Source organism: Streptococcus sp. 1004_SSPC (assembly GCF_001069025.1).
Lineage (GTDB): Bacteria > Bacillota > Bacilli > Lactobacillales > Streptococcaceae > Streptococcus > Streptococcus vestibularis.
In genome coordinates this window covers 23,119-42,265 of sequence record NZ_JWGQ01000089.1, presented here as the reverse complement: position 1 = coordinate 42,265, position 19,147 = coordinate 23,119, and the positions used below count along the sequence as shown (strand labels likewise).

The window sequence follows — 19,147 nt, the reverse complement described above, 5'->3', positions numbered from 1 at the left end:
CTATCCTCCTTGAATGGTGATAAATGACTGGACTCGTTTCCAAATCAACTGAGACAAGCCCACCATCACTATAAGCCAGAAGAACTGGAGTAAAAGCGCTTGAAAAATCTGACTGGCATCGTATTTCTTAACAATGATCATGACCGGAGTATAAATCAAGGATGAAAAAGGCAGGAAGGACAGAATATCTGAAACAACCTTTGGAAAGAAAGCCAAGGGAATCAAACTTCCAGACATAAAAGCCACCAAGGAATTCTTGAGGAGATTTGATCCCCAAAGATTTTTAAATACAAAGGCTGAAAAACCAAAACAGATATTAAAGAAAAAGTTAATCAGGTAGGCGAGCGTTAAACTAAAGAGGTAAAGGACAGTTAAGCCCAGCACTTCTACAATACCTTGCCCAGATAAGATTTTCATCAAAACAATGACACTTAAAAATGGAAGGCCAACAGAGATAAAAATCAACCACTTGGAACCAAGCTCAGTAAAGAGGTAAGAAGCCGCAAAATGCACTGGTCGCAACAATCGCATGATAATAGAGCCATCCTTGACCTCCTCCCCAATCATAAAGGAGCTATCAGACCTGGTCAAAAGATTAGTCACAAAACTCATGATGATGTAGAGGGTAATATCTGCCATACTGAAGCCCTGAATCAAGGACTCCTGCGAGGAATCAAAGACAGCCTTCCAGAGATAAAAGGCCACAAAAGCCCCCATAACATCCCCAATCCGATAAAGAATAAAGTTGACTCGGTAGGTGATCAACTCCTGAACACCTGCATTGATAAAGGGTTTATAACGTCTCCACAATTTGGTCATCTTAGAGCTCCTTTCGATAGAAGCGGCGGATAATATCCTCGATATCCGTATCTACCATCTTCAAATCGCGAATTTCAAAATCAGACAGGGTTTGCTTGATAATGTCAGCTGACTGGTAACGTGAACTATCGAATTCAATATTGAGGCTATTTCCTTGTCTATCAACGGTCATATCAGGCAGGCCTTCATAGTGAGAAACTAGATGACTTTGACCTGGCACCAGTTCAAAAGAAAGAGTCTTCATCTTGCCAAAGGTTTCCTTGAGCTGTCTCACCGTTCCATCAAAAATCTCCTGCCCCTTGTCAATCATAAAAATCCGATCACACAGTTGCTCAATGTCGCTCAGATCGTGAGTGGTCAAGAGAATGGTTGTTTCTTCCTCCTGATTGATCTGGGTAATGGCTCGACGAATGTTATCCTTGACCGAAACGTCCAAACCAATAGTCGGTTCATCCAAAAAGAGAACCTTGGGATTGTGAAGCAAGGAAGCCGCAATATCCGCCCGCATCCGTTGACCTAGTGAAAGAGTTCGAACGGGGTCCTTGATAAAGTCCTTCAAATCCAAGACTTCATTCAAAAAGTCCATGCGCTTATGGAAGAGCGAGTCTGGAACATCGTAAATTTCTTTTAAAACCGTGTAGGTCTCTTGCAATGCCAAATCCCACCATAGCTGGGTACGTTGTCCGAAGACCACTCCTATATCCTTGACATAATCTTGACGATTATCCTGGGGAATCTTGCCATTAATCCGACAAAAACCAGATGTCGGTTTTAAAATTCCTGTCAGCATTTTAATGGTTGTCGACTTCCCAGCACCATTAGCACCGATAAAGCCTAAAATCTGCCCCTTTGGTACCTCAAAAGTCAAATCCTTGACCGCTTCAAAGGTCTGTTTTTCAGGATGAATAAAGGATCGCAAAGCACCCTTCAAGCCCGGTTCCTTAACAGTCTTCACAAAATTTTTCTGAAGATGCCTCACTTCTATCATTGCCATATCTATCTCCCTATCGTAAAAAAATCAACAAATCTTGTCATCTAAACACAAAAAGCCGATTTCTCATCTCCTAAAATCTGCCATCTTTCTCACACCAGAAGGCCTCAGTATGACTCTATTATAAAACAGTTAAAAAAGGAAACCAAGTATTATTCTCACAAAAGAGAAAATAGTTTTGATATTTTAAAAAAACAAAACCACCCGTCTAATTCACTAAACAAAATGACACAATTCAATAATTCATCAAAGCCTCTACATATTCCTGTAGAGGCTCATTTCAACTTCTCTCATTCTTTGCTTGTGAATGTTTAGATAGATTATAAACCACAAAAAAGCCACCATATGGTGACTTAATGATAGACAATCTAAAAAGAATTTGGAATAATTACTTTTTTGAGTTCTGTGAATATAAATCATAACTTTACACAATGATAAAAATTCCTTTGAACAATTGCTTCAAGTAGTTGTAAGCTTTAGAACCAAGCTATGGAAAAGATGAAAGTCTTCATCTAAAAAACGAAAAAATATATTAAAGTTCATTTATCACATCTAACAATAACTCTTTGTCATTCTTCATAATAGCTAACAATGCATCCTCGTCATCTTCCAAAATGGCTAAATATATCTTTCTTCGAGCTTCAAACTTTTCGATTTCTTTTTCAATCTCTTTACGCCGTCGATTTTCTCTTAATTTCATATAAAGAAAGATTCCTGCGACCAAATAGTTTAATACTGAAAATATAGCAAATAATACAACAAGATTCATGATAATTACTCTCCCTCTAAAATAAATTTTCTTAGTTCTCAGCTATTGAATGTATTTCAACACTTCACACTAAAAAGATGTGTTTTCCCTGTCTATGTTCATTATCAGCGTTAACTATTAACAAACATATACTCTAGCAAATAAATACAAATCATCTAATTCATTATGTTCAGGTCTTGAGGTTGTATGAAATCCTGCACAATAATGACAATAATAAGTACGAATGGTTTGATCCTCACACAACATAACTGCACGAAGCGCTTTGGCATTAGTCTCATAAACTATTTTATTTTTTTTAGCTCCATGACAGTAAATACCTTTTGTTGAGTGTCTATTCTCCATTAGTTTCATTTTGTTTCTATAAATAATCTTTCTAATTTTAGACATTTTGCTTTCCTCCTTTTGGTAATAAATGCTGTACTTTTGTTTTGCATTATTTATTTATAACTATATTTTATCATTAGAAATACACAATACAAGTACCTTAAATACATCATTGTCCATCTGTTTTATACTTTTAAACAATACAACAAAAAAAGTACGTATAAAACGTACTTCTGTTTTTTTGCGAAATGCTATTTAAAAAAGTGTCAATTTTACTTATTTATTTTTTCTAGTTCAAGTATAGTAAACACCCCATTAAATCGATCAATATAACGTTGAAAACTATCTCTGCCATAGGTTTCAATTTCATATATTACCCTAGGTACTGTACTCCTTGTATCCTTCTCAATAACTTTAAGTGCAGGGATATCATCTTCAAGTACTTCCCAAAACTGACCAACATATCTGAATCTAATCCGAAATTTTTCCGTATCTGAAAACATCAAGAAAGTATGATAACGAACATCACTATCTGACAAAATTTGAGTTAATTCCTCAGAACTTAATATTAATTCTGTATTATGCTTCGAACGATGAACAGTTTTAAAACGATCCAGTCGAAAATTACGCAGACTCCTTGTATCTATTTTTAATCTTCCATCTTTCTCTTCAACTTTATATGCCATACAATAAAAATAATGGTCATTAAACATAATCGAGACCGGTAACACATCATAATCGGCATCCTTACCTTGGTATTTCGTATACTTAAAAGAAAGAGGCTTCTGATTCTCAATAGCATCAAAAATAGCGGATAGATGAGGCAAGATTGATTTACTCTTATTGTCCCTGTAAATCGATAATTCCTTATACTCCTCTAGTTCCCGTTCCGTAAAGTTTCTAATACGCTGACGTTCCCTATCATCAACTGCTCTCTCTACAAAGGTATCAATGATTTCTCTAACTTCCTCAACACGTAGTGCTCTACTTTCTAAAAGAATCTTAGACAAGATGACGGCCTGGTTGTACTTTAAGTTACCATAACCATGGTTATATTCTGCCTCATAGGTTCCTGCAAGTCGAGAATACTTTATTTTCATGTCATCTCTAAGTATTTTTAGATTTTCCTTTAATTCCCTTAAATCATCTTTAAAGGTTCTCTCGGCGATATTAAAACGTTTAAGGTACTCAGTTTTATTAACCTTATGCCCCTTTTCCAATTCAGACATAAAATATAAGAGACGACTGGTTTTCCCTTGCAAATTATTTTCTTCTTTCATTAATCGACCTCATGCTTGATTATAACTTCTAGAATATAATATCATTATCCTCATTCTGTTCGTAATTATCTCAAGTTTTTTTATACTAGCTTTCAATAAAAAATGAGATTTAATACACAAAGGCCAGTGTGAATTTCACTAGCCTTTTTGATAATATTAGTGCAATTTATTATTTAAGTCTTCTGCCATACCCAAAAATGATAGCGTAGGATCAAAAGGTTTTTCATCTGCTTCTTCGCCACCTATTTTATTTATACTAAAATGATTTCCTCGAAATCTGACTTCATATACATCATTTACATAAAGGATCCTGTTGGTACTTTCAATACCTTTCTCACTTTCATAATAAGATTGTATTCCTAATTCCTTTAGTTTTTCTTCTAGGGCTATCAAATGAATATCATAGTTTTTAGCACTAGAGCTCTTATTGGGAATTAACAACATCTCTTCTGAACGATTAAGCCAGAACGGAGATTTCATTCTATATTGTGAAGGAGTCATTTTACTAAACATGGTTTCATAGTAAGCAATGAAGGCATAACGCCATTCTTGAGGAGCTATATTACTAATATTTTCTTGGATAATACGACGATACTCAACATCTAGCGGCTTGGTCATATCGAGTTCATCAAGTAGTTTTTTGACATACTCATTTCGAGATGAAAATAAACTTTTGAGGCTTGGTGCAGACCCAGAATACTCATTTGGATTATCCTGACACAGCGTTTTATAATTGTGAACTGTAGACATTGTATAATCCCCTAGAGACAGCAAAGCTACCCTCATTAATAGACCTTCTTTAGGCTTCGTCTCAGTAAACATCTCTGATATTTTATTCCAATAAGTTGAAATAATATCAATTTTTCTGCTTGGTAAATCATTTGCATCAAAATAAAAGCAACTTCGAATTTGACCATCAAAATAGCGATGCTTTTCAGCGACTTCAATAATCTGTCTATAAGAATCATCTGCAGTTAGCAATTTAGCTTTTTCAATCTCTTCGTCAACCTGCTCAATACTGAAACCATTAATTCTATTTCCCCCAGCTAGATATTCTAGCAGGTCTGAAGTATGTTCGATTTGTTCATTAATCCCCTTGATTGCCCGTTCATATGAATCTTGAGAATCTATAACTGAGTTATTAATCAAGTTCCTAAAGATACGATACCAGTTTTTATAGCTAGTATCTAATGTATCACCGTGATGTTCTATGAATGTTGAAATAACGTGAAAACAAACCCTATCCTTCAGATTTTTGTTGACAATTGAACATTCTAGGATTGATGAAACCTCAGGCACTTTATTCTGAGAGAGGAAGTCAAGAACAGATACAATTATTTTTATATGACTAATTTCTACAGTTTCAAAGTCGATTTCAAGAGTCCAATTGTCGCGTTTAGAATAATCAAGGCTATCTAAATTATTGATAAGCACAATTTCAAATAAATTTAAAAAGTTGGTGTCAAAGGCATTTTTATCAATATTCCAAATAACATCAGTCCATTTTGTATCAATATTTTGGGAAAATTTCCTTTCTAAATGACTATCTATTTTCTTTATTCTATCAATTAATCTTGCTTTAAAATTTTCAAAGTCAGTTAATGGGCGCCCTCTAGAATTCAGTTTGATATAGAGCTCATCTTCTGAACCAAGTTTATCAATATCTAGAAAATTGAACACAAGTTTTGGGTTATTAGAATCAGATAAAATTGAAACATAATCAAACCCATAATCAAAAAAATCAGAAATGTCATCTAGTGTCTTCAAGGCACCTTGTACAGTTGGATCTAACTGCCATGAATCTGCAAACCATGGCTGATCTGTTATGATTTCTGAAGGACTTTCTGTTTCTGTAAAGAAATTTTTTCTATTCTCAAATAGACTCTTGAAAAATTGTGTAGAAGAATTTCTAGTTTCATAAGAAAAATTACTAAGAAAGTTACACTCGTCATTATCCCTATAGGCAAAAAGATAAACCAGGAATAAAGTTGTCAGACGTTGTTGCCCATCTAATGGAATAAACTTCCCATTAATTGATTTTCCATAAATAAAATTCAAATCGAGTGGTCCGACGTTTGTGTCAAGTAAGGCAGCATTAATATCCTGGAGTAATTTTTTTCGAACTTCGGTGGTTCTTTTATCCTTTCTTCCTTGTGCATAATCTCGCTGTATTAATGGAATCACTACTTTATATTCATTTAATAATGATTTTAAATTGTATTTTTCGTTAATCTCTTGCATGACTACTCCTCACAGTCCCCAAAAAAGCGATTTAATTCCTGTTTTATCGCTTGAATATAACTGTCTTTATCCTTATCAGTCCAGTCGTCAAGTCCAGCTATCTTATTGCTATAGACTTTCAAGAACACATTACGCGTACAAACAGGTACAAATTTCCCTTCTGCATCAACCTCAATAATAATTCTACGTTTTTGGTCAAATGGTCTATTTCCATAAGAGCGATTCGTATTAGAGTCTAGCAAGGTTAAATTAGCTAGACTATCATCAGCTTCAGCAGTCTCATCGGCCGTAGCATGAATATGCTCGATATCCCATTTCTCTTTCTTATAAATATCAAAAGGAAATCGATATTGTTTTTCACTCTTATTAATCAAAGTAACGAGATTAAACAGCAAAAGAGAAGATCTAATTGCTTTATTATTATTACCATAGGAAAGTTCTTCGATAGAAGCTATATCATTCGGAAGAGTTTTATAAGCAAGGTCTTTTAATTTAGAAAAAGCTTCCGACTTTTTCTTCCCTCTTGTAGCTTCAAAGACCTTTTCAATATTCTTAGAGTCAACCGATAAGAGATAGCCGATTAAATGGTATCTATTTAGGTCCATGTACCAGTTAGTCAATTCTTCAAATAATAAATAGACTTTATTCCAGTAGTCGCTTATAAAAGCCAGTTTATTTTCAGCATTTTGATATTTTGCGTAGATTGAGTAGAACGTTGAGTAAATATCATTTTGAGGTATTTCTAAAGTTTCATGTTCAAGTAGGTTAAACAAAAGATCTATCCTAGTGACATAATTCTCACTATTTGTAAGAAACTTCCAAAATGATTCCTCTTGAAGTCTATGTTCAATAATATCCCATTCTATTCCCCTTTGAATCCTTTCACTATCATTTTCAGATTCATAATTAGTTTGATCTAACAATAGAGCTTTAATGAGCTCAGCATTAGTCAAAGGAATTTTACCTAAGTTAACTTTGGTAAATAGTTTTATAGGGTCTTCTGTCTCATCAATTTCATACCAAATAAAGAAAACAGCCTCTGTTAAGACTTGATAAATATCGTGTAAAGCATTATCCGAATTAATATCTTCTCGTTCCACCCATTTATCAATAGCAGCAAAAGCTTTACTGATATGATGTGCATCAATATCATAATCCTCGATTTGTTGATAAGTATCAAAATTTAATTCTTTTAAATATTTAGCACTCTGTTCTCTTGTTTCATAAACCAACTCAAAGTAATCATATTGATTACTTCTTCTACGGCCACTACTAAATTCAGCAGACATAAATTTCAAAAAAATAAAGATCGTTGTTAGCCTCTGTTGACCATCAACTACATCATAAGTATTATCTGAAACTTTCTTAACAATCAAGGGCTGCAAACAGTACTTATAATCTCTGTTTTGTTTACTATGTGTATAGAGGTCTTCTAAAAGAGTTGTAACCTCATGTTCAGTCCAGCGATATCCCCTTTGATATGAAGGAACATTAAATTTTAATCCTTTTAGGTCTTCAATTCGTTTTTCAGAAACTACCATTTGATATCTCCTTTTCATCCAAAGGTTGTTATTAGAATTAACAAAATTATTATCTACAATTATAGCACTATTATAAATCAAAATATTGGAAAAAATGCAAAATACTTTCTATATAGAACAGGATAATGAAAAAAGCCACCATATGGTGACTTCATTCTTATCTATTTCTCCTCATCCCAACCAATCTTTTTCTTTGGCAATGCGGACGGCTTCTGTTCGGTTGCCTGCATCAAGTTTAGTCAGGATGGCTGTCATGTAATTTCGGACAGTTCCATTTGAAAGAAAGAGGCTTTCAGCGATTTCTTGGTTGGTTGAACCTTGGGCAACCATGGCCAAGACTTCTTGTTCACGTTGACTGAGTGGATTATTGTCAAAGGCGACACCTTCGACAAGCTCTGGTGAGTACTCCTTTTGACCTGCTAGGACGGTATGGATGGTCGCCATGAGGTCACTGATGGAACGCTCTTTGAGAACGTAGGCATCCACCTGGGCTGCAAGGGCTCGTTTAAAATAGCCTTTTCGTTTGAAGGTGGTCACAATAACGACCTTCGTTTCTCTTTGGTTGGCACGGATCCACTCTAGGACATCAAGGCCTGTCTTAACTGGCATCTCAATGTCTAAAATGGCTACGTCGACTTCTTCTTTTTCCAAGAGAGCAATGGCTTCTTGACCATCACTAGCCGCATGGACTTCTTCGACATCGTCTTCCAACATGAGGAGCTGGCAGAGGGCATCCCTCAACATTGACTGGTCTTCGGCAACTAATAATTTCATGCTTTTCCTCCCTCTTTCATATACACACGAATAATAGTTGGATGCGATTGTGACAGAATTTCCAAGTCCCCATCTACCAAACTGAGACGTTCTCTGATACTGTGTAGTTCTTGTCCAGTGACCTCCTCAAAGCCACAACCATCATCCTCAAACTCAAGGACAATACCATGATCACGTCTTAGACGAATCTGACAGCTATCGGCCTGGCTATGTTTGATGACATTATTGGCCAGTTCACGAAGCACCATGGACAAGGTAGACTGACTAACAGGTGACAGGCTGTCTAAGTCAAGGCTACTATCCACGGTCAGGACGATATCAGATAGTTCAAAGAGCCGCTCAAGTTCCAGTAGCTCCTCTGCCACCGTTCGGTACTTGAGCTTATTGACAATCTCACGCACCTCATACATGGAGTCACGACTTATCTGATTCAATTCTTCCAGATTCTTTCTAGCAGCTTCATACTGCTCCTTGTCCATCTGTTTTAGAGCCAACTCGGTTTTAAGACTCATCATGGCAAAGGTATGCCCTAAGGTATCGTGCAAATCACGACCGATACGATTGCGTTCATTTTCAGCTGACAGGATATTGATGGTCCGGTTCTGCTCCGCAAGGGCCTCTTCCATCTTTCTCTCCTGACGCATACGGTTTTGAAAATAGTACATTCCCAAAGAAAAGAGAGGAATCGCCATAGACATGAGGTGGGTACTCAAATCGTCTGTCAATAGGAAGGATGATGACGTCAAAATCAAGAGTGTCACTAGAAAGGATAAGAATCGATAAGAAGATATGCTATCCTCAAAGCGCCAAACGAGAAGATTAACATTGAAAAAAACAAACCACATCATGCCACCTTGGAAGGTCACGGACATAAAAATAATGTAAGCTAGAGTGTAAAACCACAGAAAGGGAATCCACTTGCTATAAGCTTTTTTCAAATACACTATAAGGAGATAAGCGATGGTAAACAGGACCGTCAAAACTAGGGTCCAGACTGGATAATACCCACCAAAAACTCCTAAGATCGGGAAGACAAGAAAAATCAGACTAACAAAATAAGCAAAATCATTTTTTTGGTATGTTCTAAACATGGTCACTTTCTCTGTACGATTTGATAAAAAGGGCTAAGCCTGTAGCTATTGTAGCATAGACCAAGATAAAAATGAGTGATTTCCATGAAAATTCCCCTTTTTTTGCGAAATTGACTACCAACTGATTGATATGGTAGATGGGTGTCCACTCGGAAATGTGCTGAACCCATTTTGGAAACATGGTAACTGGCATCCAAGAACCACCGATAATAGCAAGTCCAAGAAAAACGATATTTCCGACAATTGCCATGATTTGTTGAGACTTAATTTGGGCAAGGAGTAAGCCAAGGGATAGGAAGACTAGGCTTGACAAGAGCAAAAGAACACCTGAACCGAGCCAATGTGATAATGGCATCTCAACATCACGCACAAAAGCTCCCACACAGAAAGTCACTAGGATAGCTACCATAAAGTTCATAAGAACACGGAAGATTTTAGAAAGGTAATAAGCCTGAATACTGATTTTTGAATGTTCGATATAGGTTAGCCAATGCTCCGTTTGATCCTCTCTAAGCATGTAGGGGAAGGTAAAGAAACCAAAGCTGGACATAGAAAATCCAGTCATGGTCAACATATAGGACAAGATAAAATCTTTTTGTGACGTTGGGTCAGGACTCATTTCCATACCTGAATACAAGAGGAAGAATCCGACAGGCATTCCGATGGACATGATGAAGACGGGCCAACTGCGCCATGTTTTTATCCATTCGATTTTAAGTAGTGCTTTCATGACTTGTCCTCCCTTGTGCTATCAAATAAGCTATCTAAAAGTGTCTTGTTTTGAATTTCAATGTCAGAAATGCGACAGCCTTGCGCTTTTAAACTACTCCAAATACTTTCAATATCTTTAGTCATAAAGGTGACAACATCACGTTTTTCAGTCACATCATAAATGGCTGCCAGTTTATCAAGACTTGGTGCAAAGCGACTTGGTAAGGTGACTTGTTTTTCCTTTTCCTCGCTACGCATAGCATGTGGCGTAGTATCCCTGATGAGTTTCCCCTGATGAAGGACCAAAATGCGGTCAGCTGTGTGTTCCACTTCTTCGATATAGTGGGACGAATAAAGAATGGTCACACCTGACTTTTTCAAATCATTGATGATTTCCCAAAAACGTTGGCGTGTCGTAGTGTCCATCCCTGCTGTCGGCTCATCTAAAAAGAGAATGTCAGGCTTGCCAATTAGACAGAGGACAAAGGCAAGAAGACGTTTTTGTCCCCCTGAGAGTTTGTTCGCAAACTGCTGATACTGATCGTCTTTGAATTGTAAGAGTGCTTGAATCTCTACTTTAGATAACCCATTTTCAGAAATATCTTGGAAAAAAGTAATCAGTTCCTTGACTTTTAATTGTGAGGGAATGGTATTTTCTTGAAGGAGAACCGCAATTTGATCTTGCGCTTTCCCCTTTTTGCCCTTGATAAAGACTTGACCGCTACTGGCCTTCTTATCACCAAGAATACAGGACATTAAGGTCGTTTTACCAGCACCATTTGGCCCAATTAAAGCAAGACAGTCGCCTTTTCCCACCTCAAAGCTAATATGGTCTAAAATCGTTTTTCCCTTGATTTTTTTAACAAGATTTGTGACTTGAAGGATTGCTTCACTCATGTGTGTGATTTCCTTTCTTTTGATAGAAGGCTAGAAAAATATAACAAGCTGCAACAGACACACCCATGACACTGTAGAGAATATCACTACTGCCATGAAGTAGGACATAGGCCAAGAGGATGGTCCAAATTGCTGCTAGGAGCATAATGCTTAGTATTTTCAATAATTTCATACTGGGCCTCCTAGTTTTTCAATTCTTTAATGACAAGGTCGATAAAACTTTTAGCCATAGTGATGAGAATGTAGGCTGAGATAGACAAGCCAATAATCATGCCCAAATTTGAGAAGATAACTTCAAAATTGCCTCTTTCAAAGATGTCAGTAAACATGCTAAGTCCAGCAAAGACAGTTCCGATGACAGCGTAGATAAGGTAAGATGTTTTGATTTTCATGAGATGACCTCTTTTGTTTTTTATTATTTCTAAGTTATGACTAAAGTATATCTTTTTGGTCATTCTCTTTTTAGCACCAGATGTCATGACATGATATGACATTTGTCATGTGACGTAAAAAAAAGCCAACCCAAGGTCAGCTTTTCATTTATCTTAATGACTATTTTTTGAATGGTTCTTCCACCATGATGAGAGGATGGAACCTGAGATATTGTGCCAAATACTGAAGATAGTTGATGGGATGGCAGCTTGTGGCACGAAATATTTCATGGCAAGGGTTGCTCCAAGACTTGAGTCTTGCATCCCCACTTCGAAAGTAATGGCTTTTTGTTGTGGTTCTTCCAAACCAAGGATTTTTGAAAATCCAAAACCAAGGGCATAACCACAAAGGTTATGAAGCATAACAACTGGGATAACAAGGGCTGTCGCTGCTGTGAAAATGTTGGCATGGTTGGCAGAAACAACTGCTCCAACAATCAAGAGGATGGCGGCTTGTGAAATCAAAGGCATAATCTTGATGATGGCATCGATTTTCTTACCAAAGATTGAGTGAACGAGCACACCCAAGATAATAGGAACAACCACGATACGCAAGGTACTTAGGAAGAGGCTTTGGGCAGGGACACTCACGTACTGACCAGCCAGGAATGACAAGAGGGTTGGAATCATGAGTGGTGCCAAAAGAGTTGAGAGGGTTTCAATAGAGACATCCAAGGCAACATCCCCACCTGAAAGGAAGGCCATGACACTCGATGAAGTCCCACTTGGACAAGAGCCAACAAGGATAACACCTGCTGCTGTCGCACCTTTCAGATGGAAAATCATACAAAGCAACCAAGCCAAACCAGGCATGATGACATAGTGAGCTACAGTCCCTAGAACAACTGGAATTGGACGCTTAGCAATACGCTTGAAATCCTCAGTGGTCAAAGTAAGCCCCATACCAAAGAGAATCAAACCAAGCAGATAAGCCGTATTGGGAATGACCCAACTACTAGTTGCAGGAAGGGCGTAGTTAAAGGCCGCCCAGAGGATAACAGCTACAGTAAACCATTTGCTGAGCCATTTACTAAAAGATACAAGTGAGTCCATAGTGAAACCTTCTTTCTATTTTCACGATATAGTATAGCACTTTCATTTTGAATTTCAAGATGTGTTTGGAATTTTCTGAAATTTATTTCAAAAAATAAACCCTCGCACTTGAATCACGAGAGTTTAGAGATTTCTACAAACTTTAAACCTTGTCTTTCGACTTCTCTTCAAACTGCTGAGCCCGTTCTTCTCCCCACCACAGTGGTAACAATTCCCCCAGAGTGATGGTTTGACGTGTCTCGTAATCAACCATGAACTCCAAGTTACGATTATCAGGATGGAGTTCCATTAAAAATTCTCGACAGGCTCCACAAGGCATACCAGATGGTCCACCATGAGGTGGCTGGTCTCGAAAAGCAATAATACGCTTGACCTTAGTCTGACCAGTTTCTTGATACATATTGAAAAGGGCAGCCCTTTCGGCACATAGATGGAAAACACCACACGTCCCTTCCATACAAAAGCCTGTGAAAATTTGTCCATCTTCAGCCTCCACCGCAGCCACAACGTGCCTAGCATAGACAAAGTCTGAGACTTCCTGTGGCTGATACAAGGCTTGGGCTCGTTCATACATTTTCTGCCAAATATCCATTTTTTCTCCTTTAACCTCGATCACTTTCTCTTTGCGACTTGATAAAGAGTGACGGGGATCCCGATTCCCATGATAAAGACTAGCCAGCTACGTCATGGTTTTATCCATTCTATTTTTAATAATGCTTTCATGACTTGTCCTCCCTAAATTCTGTCCTTGAGTTTTTCCACAAAAAGGTAGGCTGCTGGACAGAAAAGCGTATTTTTGATGGTCAGATGATTGATCTGATAGATTTTCTTACGATTCGTGTGGGGAAAAGCTGCACAAGCCTTGGGGCGGACGTCATAGATATCACAGAGATTATCAGGCCCCAAAAATGGACAAGGCATAGACTTGAAGACCTTATCACCATCCTCATCTACCTGTAAGTACATCTCCTCAAAGGCAGGTAACTTCATACGAAAATGCTTTGCAATACGAGTGATGTCCTGCTCTGTGAAATCTGGTCCTAGCGTCTTACAGCAATTTGCACACTGGGTACAATCAATTTCTTGAAATACTTCATTATGCACCTCCTGAACAATCTTATCTAAATTTTTAGGGGCCTTCTTCTTGAGTTGGGCTAGAAACTTACGGTGCTCCCCCTGCTTTTGACGTGCCAACTCCTCGTAACGTTTGACATCAATAGTCTGCGACATGTGTTTTCTCCGATGATTTATAATTCTTTCATCTATTATAGCATAAAAGAAATAGAGCCTAGCATGAACTAGACTCTATGTAAGTTACATTGATACGATTCTACGATAAGAACGCGACGTTAGGGCGAAAACCAAGACATAGGCTAGGAAGAAAACGCCACAAACAATAATAGTGACCACTAACATAAGATCTGGATTGAGAACCCCAATAAGACGTATAATCAAACTGAGCATATGATAGGCAAAGGCCAAGTGAATAAAGGCAAAAATCAGAGGGAGGAAAAAGACGGTAAGAACTTGTTTACGAATGGTTTTCTTGACTTGTTGATCGTCCAAACCAATCTTTTGAAGAATAACAAATCGCTCACGATCCTCATAACCTTCAGAAATCTGTTTATAGTAAATCACAAGAACTGTACCAATCATGAAGATGATAGATAGGAAAATACCGATAAATAATGTTCCGCTAACAAAGCCATTTAGTGCCCCTTCTACATCATATCGGCTATTAGTAATGAGGTTAAACCAAGGGACACCAGTAGTTTGTCCATCTAACTGTTGCGTTTCTTTATCCGCGAGTTTGTCTAACAAATCTGAATTTTTCTTGGCATCATGTGCAGGGTCTTTGACGTTAACACCAATATAGGTAGTCTGAGTGGTTGCTGTTCCTTTGATACTTTCTTTAAAATTATCCGTATCAGGAACGACAAGGTAGCTATAATCAGAAGATATAATTGTAAAGTTATTGGGTACTTTACCTTTAATAAAGTCATTAAGGCCATCATGAATCTGGTAGTTTTGACCATTGATAGAGACACTCTTTTGATCTTTCAATGTTTTATTTTTAGTAAATAAGCCAACTTGATTTGAAGTCAGATTGAGGTCTTTACCTGTTAATTGTTTATAAGTAGCTTGTGAGAAGACAATAAAAATTGACTTTGGTAGAACTTTTCTTTCATTCTTAGAAAAGATGGTTAACTTGTTTTTTTCTTGTTCTTTGATACCAAAGTAGATGTAAGTTACTTCCGTTTTTCTATTGACCTGATTTCCCGACTGTGATAAGAAATCATCCATAACCTTCTGTGTACTTGTTACATCCACATTCGTTCCGGTAACTGAGTAATCATGTGGAGCAGCACTGGCCAGATAGTCTTTTTTTCCAGCATAGATATTTGTAGCACCTACAAGCGTCACGAGAACCATACTTGAGAGGATAGCAATGGTCGCCAGCCCAACTGCATTTTTCTTCATTCGAAAGACAAGGTTGGAAATGGAAATCATATTATTAGGCTTATAATAGTAGCTTTTCTTCTTTTTCAAAAGTTGCAGAACTACTGTTGTCCCGGCATTGAAAAGAAGATAAGTCCCTAAAATGACCAGTAAAACAGCTAGGAAAAAACTGATAATAGCTGTTACTGGATTCTTAACAGAGAGAGCAAGATAGTAACCGCATCCCATAGTCCCAAGTCCTAAAAGAGTTTGAACAACTAGGAAACGTCCTTTTTTTTCACCCTTAAGGCCATCTTTCGTTAATTGTAAAGGATTAAGCCGTAGTAATCGGAAACCATTTACCAAAACCAACAAACTAAAAATACAAGCAAAGATGACAAGAACAATAGGAATAGTCATTACTTGAAAGGTTGAAACCAAACCTGTACTTTCTCCGATAATTCTTTGAAGAAAAGCATAAATGAGTTTATCGAATAGCGCCCCTACACCTATACCTAGAAGCAAAGTTACAACCCCCATAATCATCGTTTCTTTTAATATCATGCTAAAGAGGTGACGCTTCTCCAAGCCTAGCACACTATAGAGACCAAGCTCCTTTGAACGATTTTTCATAACAAAGCTATTGGCATAAAGAACAATAATCCCAGAAGAGAGGGCGACAATTACAAGTCCCATACCCAAAACCGCCTTGATAGAATCTGCCCCAGGTAAGTCACCCAGATGCGGATTAAGCAGTAAAGATGTAAAAATATAGGTAATAGCAATAACCAGAATAGTTGCCAATGTATACGGATAATAAAGCTTACGATTTTTTATGAGATTGGATAAAGCCAGTCTATTGGTTAGACGAAACATATTAGTTCACCTCACTTGCCATTGTAGTTAGTGTATCGGAAATTTCTTGGAACATTTGATGTTCAGACTTATCCCCTTTAAAGATTTGATTATAAAGAATACCATCCTTAATAAACAAAACACGCTGAGCACGACTGGCGGCCGATGTTGAGTGAGTTACCATAAGGATGGTCTGACCGCTGGTATTAATAGTATCAAAGACATCCAAGAGGGCCGCTGAAGATTTTGAATCCAAGGCGCCTGTTGGCTCATCTGCTAAAAGGATTTCTGGTTTAGTGATGATTGCACGCGCAACTGCAACCCTTTGCTTTTGACCACCTGAAATTTCATAAGGGTACTTCTCTAGCAAGGAATGAATTCCCAATTGACGACTGACTGCTTCTACTTGCGTCATCATTTGCTTAAGTGGACGTCGAGAAAGGACCAAAGGTAGTAAGATATTATCTTTAACAGATAGCGTATCCAAAAGGTTAAAATCCTGGAAAACAAATCCTAATTTTTCACGACGGAAACTGGAAGCATCCTTATTTTTAATGGTTGCTGTGTCCATGCCATTAAGGTAGACACGCCCTGCCGTTGGTTTATCAAGCATAGCAAGGATGTTGAGCAGGGTTGATTTTCCTGAACCAGACTCACCCATAATAGCAACGTACTCACCCTTTTCAACCGTAAAATGGATATCTTTAAGGGCCTCAACCTGATTTCCTTTGAAACGTGTTTTATAAATTTTTTTAACATGTTGAACATCTAGTAATGTCATAATAAGCTCCTTTATTTAGTAGATTTTGGAGAGATTCTAGGAATCTCTTACTTAACTTCTGATACCATTTTATAGAAAAAGCAGGGGCAAAACCATAACCCTTGCTTTCATTTGTCGTCTAATTTCTTACACTTTTGTAAGTTATCAATCAATGACTAACTTCTTCTTTTGAAAATGAATGGAAACTGTGGTTCCTTGACCTACTTGGGAGCTAATACTAATATCATGTCCAAGCTGATCAGCAATTTTCTTTGAAAGATAGAGGCCTAACCCAGACGACTGCTGAGTCAATCGGCCATTGTAACCTGAAAAGCCACGCTCAAAAACCCTTAAAATATCACTATCCTTAATACCAATCCCAGAATCTTTAAGATAAAGCGTATTATCTTTGAAGTAAATTTCAATACCGCCACTCTTTGTATACTTCAAACTATTTGACAAGATCTGCTCAATGATGACTAAGAGCCATTTTTCATCTGAAATAACCTTAACATCCAAGTCATCTAGGTTAATAGTCAACCCTTTTTGAATAAAGAAAAGACTATACTTTCTAACAACTTCTTTAACTAATTGTTCTAATGCAACCTGTTTCAACTGCAAATCATCATGAAAGTTTTCTAAACGTAAATACTGCAAAACCAAATGAGTGTAGGCATCGATCTTGAAAATTTCTTGCTCCAAGAGAGACCTAGTATTCCTATCTGTGACATCCTGAACCAACAATTGACTAGCCGCTATTGGCGTCTTGATTTGATGAACCCAAAGAGTGTAGTAGTCCATCAAATCTGTATAGCGCTTACATCCCTCCTCAGTCTGATTCTTCTGATTCTCCCTTGAATTTTCCAAGGCCTGGGCTAAGTAAAATTCCAAGGGACTTAAGGGAGTAATTTCCTCATATAGATATGCTAGCTTATAAGACTGATAGGATCTAAACAAGTCCCAAGCCACCATAATGATGGTCACAAAAGTCAGGATTGTCAGGGAATAATAAAGAACATCTGCTGCCTCTTCAAATAAAAAGGCAAACAAAAACAAGATGATTCCGTTAAAGATAACCAAGAGATAGAAAGGCAGACGAGACCTAATATAGTATTTGATAAATTGACACTTACCCATCATGACGCAACCCGTAGCCGACACCTTTCTTGGTTTCTATAAAATCCTTCAAACCCACTGCCTCTAACTTCTTACGCAAACGTGCCACATTTACAGAGAGAGTATTATCATCAATAAAGAAGTCACTATTCCAAAGCTCCTTCATGAGGTCTTCACGACTAACAATATTACCAGAACGCTCGAAGAGAACTTGTAAAATCTGAAACTCATTTTTAGTCAAAGAAACGACTTCTCCCTGATAAACCAGATCCATGGCCTTAAGGTTCAGAATCACACCCATATATTCCAAAAGACTCTGATCCTTACCAAACTCATAAGAACGACGTAAAAGCCCTTGAATTTTCGCTAGTAGAACATTTTGGTCAAATGGTTTAGTCACAAAGTCGTCTCCACCCATATTGATTGCCATAACGATATCCATGGCTTGATCTCTAGAGGACAAGAACATAATAGGGACCTTGGAGACCTTACGAATTTCCTGACACCAGTGATAACCGTTAAATAGAGGTAAACCAATATCCATAAGAACCAAGTGGGGTTCTTCTTTTACAAAAATTGATAATACTTCCATGAAATCTTCAACAAGAACAACTTCGTAACCCCACTGTTCTAGTATTTTTTTGACTTGTTGACGGATAACCTCGTCGTCCTCAACTAATAAAATCTTATGCATAACTCAACCTCTTTCATTTCTCACTATTATAACAAAAATGACATAAGAATCGCCCTTTCTCAGCAAATATTACGATAATGTTAGATTGGATTTCCCAATTTTTTATAAATAGAATATATAAAGAGGTAAAAAATGCTAACTTATGACGAGTTCAAAGAGTCTATGGACAATGGTTTTATTAAAAGTGATACTGTCCAGATAGTCTGAAAGAACGGTAAAATCCATGACTACGTTTTAGACGGTGAATAAGTTGAGCCACATGAAACATTGAGCCTAGAAAAAGTATCGGATATAATAAAGGAACTAGACGGGAGCAACGAAAAAAGCACATAGTCTATCTAAGTGCCTTTGCAAGAAGTTT

At 37.3% G+C, this 19,147-nt stretch carries 20 protein-coding genes and 1 pseudogene; 1 reads left to right on the top strand and 20 read right to left on the bottom strand.

All coding sequences use genetic code 11. The features are described 5' to 3' along the window. From ADF62_RS07035 to ADF62_RS06940, 20 genes are all read right to left on the bottom strand, one after another. The gene (locus ADF62_RS07035) at positions 1–819 is read right to left on the bottom strand and encodes an ABC transporter permease (protein ID WP_048788456.1); all 819 of its coding nucleotides are present in this window, start codon (positions 817–819) and stop codon (positions 1–3) included. A gap of 1 nt (position 820) precedes the next feature. After that, positions 821–1,813 carry an ABC transporter ATP-binding protein gene (locus tag ADF62_RS07030; protein WP_048788455.1) on the bottom strand — a complete coding sequence of 331 codons (993 nt, stop codon included), beginning with the start codon at positions 1,811–1,813 and terminating at the stop codon, positions 821–823. Between the two features lie 529 nt (positions 1,814–2,342). Continuing rightward, positions 2,343–2,579 carry a hypothetical protein gene (locus ADF62_RS07025; protein ID WP_048788454.1) on the bottom strand — a complete coding sequence of 79 codons (237 nt, stop codon included), beginning with the start codon at positions 2,577–2,579 and terminating at the stop codon, positions 2,343–2,345. Between the two features lie 117 nt (positions 2,580–2,696). Further along, complete coding sequence (locus ADF62_RS07020) at positions 2,697–2,966, bottom strand: hypothetical protein (protein WP_048788453.1); 270 nt, start codon at positions 2,964–2,966, stop codon at positions 2,697–2,699. 209 nt (positions 2,967–3,175) lie between these two features. Continuing rightward, on the bottom strand, positions 3,176–4,183 hold the full coding sequence (locus ADF62_RS07015; protein WP_048788452.1) for a helix-turn-helix transcriptional regulator: 1,008 nt from the start codon (positions 4,181–4,183) through the stop codon (positions 3,176–3,178). A gap of 156 nt (positions 4,184–4,339) precedes the next feature. Next, positions 4,340–6,424 (bottom strand): DUF262 domain-containing protein, encoded by a 2,085-nt coding sequence (locus ADF62_RS07010; protein WP_048788451.1) that lies wholly within the window; start codon positions 6,422–6,424, stop codon positions 4,340–4,342. Between the two features lie 2 nt (positions 6,425–6,426). After that, positions 6,427–7,965: a DUF262 domain-containing protein gene (locus ADF62_RS07005; RefSeq protein ID WP_048788450.1), complete on the bottom strand. Its 1,539-nt coding sequence runs from the start codon at positions 7,963–7,965 to the stop codon at positions 6,427–6,429. A gap of 171 nt (positions 7,966–8,136) precedes the next feature. Beyond that, positions 8,137–8,739 carry a response regulator transcription factor gene (locus ADF62_RS07000; RefSeq protein ID WP_003094426.1) on the bottom strand — a complete coding sequence of 201 codons (603 nt, stop codon included), beginning with the start codon at positions 8,737–8,739 and terminating at the stop codon, positions 8,137–8,139. Continuing rightward, entirely contained in the window at positions 8,736–9,830 is a 1,095-nt protein-coding gene (locus ADF62_RS06995) for a sensor histidine kinase (protein ID WP_048788449.1), read from the bottom strand. Before ADF62_RS06995 ends, ADF62_RS07000 begins: the two co-directional genes overlap by 4 nt. After that, entirely contained in the window at positions 9,823–10,560 is a 738-nt protein-coding gene (locus tag ADF62_RS06990; RefSeq protein ID WP_048788448.1) for an ABC transporter permease, read from the bottom strand. The genes ADF62_RS06995 and ADF62_RS06990 overlap by 8 nt, the downstream gene beginning before the upstream one ends. Further along, entirely contained in the window at positions 10,557–11,438 is an 882-nt protein-coding gene (locus tag ADF62_RS06985; protein ID WP_048788447.1) for an ABC transporter ATP-binding protein, read from the bottom strand. Before ADF62_RS06985 ends, ADF62_RS06990 begins: the two co-directional genes overlap by 4 nt. Then, complete coding sequence (locus tag ADF62_RS06980) at positions 11,431–11,610, bottom strand: hypothetical protein (RefSeq protein ID WP_048788446.1); 180 nt, start codon at positions 11,608–11,610, stop codon at positions 11,431–11,433. The genes ADF62_RS06985 and ADF62_RS06980 overlap by 8 nt, the downstream gene beginning before the upstream one ends. Before the next feature lie 10 nt (positions 11,611–11,620). Continuing rightward, a complete protein-coding gene (locus ADF62_RS06975; protein WP_003094505.1) occupies positions 11,621–11,830 on the bottom strand; it encodes a hypothetical protein in 210 nt (69 codons plus the stop codon). A gap of 153 nt (positions 11,831–11,983) precedes the next feature. Further along, entirely contained in the window at positions 11,984–12,922 is a 939-nt protein-coding gene (locus tag ADF62_RS06970) for a bile acid:sodium symporter family protein (RefSeq protein ID WP_003093402.1), read from the bottom strand. A gap of 142 nt (positions 12,923–13,064) precedes the next feature. Further along, positions 13,065–13,514 (bottom strand): cytidine deaminase family protein, encoded by a 450-nt coding sequence (locus ADF62_RS06965; protein WP_003094422.1) that lies wholly within the window; start codon positions 13,512–13,514, stop codon positions 13,065–13,067. A gap of 143 nt (positions 13,515–13,657) precedes the next feature. Continuing rightward, positions 13,658–14,152 carry a YkgJ family cysteine cluster protein gene (locus ADF62_RS06960; protein ID WP_003094156.1) on the bottom strand — a complete coding sequence of 165 codons (495 nt, stop codon included), beginning with the start codon at positions 14,150–14,152 and terminating at the stop codon, positions 13,658–13,660. Between the two features lie 84 nt (positions 14,153–14,236). Further along, positions 14,237–16,237, bottom strand: a complete 2,001-nt coding sequence (locus tag ADF62_RS06955; protein ID WP_048788445.1) for an ABC transporter permease — start codon at positions 16,235–16,237, stop codon at positions 14,237–14,239. 1 nt (position 16,238) lies between these two features. Further along, entirely contained in the window at positions 16,239–16,997 is a 759-nt protein-coding gene (locus tag ADF62_RS06950) for an ABC transporter ATP-binding protein (RefSeq protein WP_048788444.1), read from the bottom strand. A 144-nt stretch (positions 16,998–17,141) separates the two neighbouring features. Then, on the bottom strand, positions 17,142–18,116 hold the full coding sequence (locus ADF62_RS06945; protein ID WP_048788443.1) for a sensor histidine kinase: 975 nt from the start codon (positions 18,114–18,116) through the stop codon (positions 17,142–17,144). Then, positions 18,106–18,786, bottom strand: a complete 681-nt coding sequence (locus tag ADF62_RS06940) for a response regulator transcription factor (RefSeq protein WP_048788442.1) — start codon at positions 18,784–18,786, stop codon at positions 18,106–18,108. Before ADF62_RS06940 ends, ADF62_RS06945 begins: the two co-directional genes overlap by 11 nt. Positions 18,787–18,918: 132 nt before the next feature. On the opposite strand from ADF62_RS06940, the pseudogene ADF62_RS11550 reads away from it, so the two are divergent. Then, positions 18,919–19,119: pseudogene (locus tag ADF62_RS11550) on the top strand (hypothetical protein). Positions 19,120–19,147: the final 28 nt, after the last annotated feature.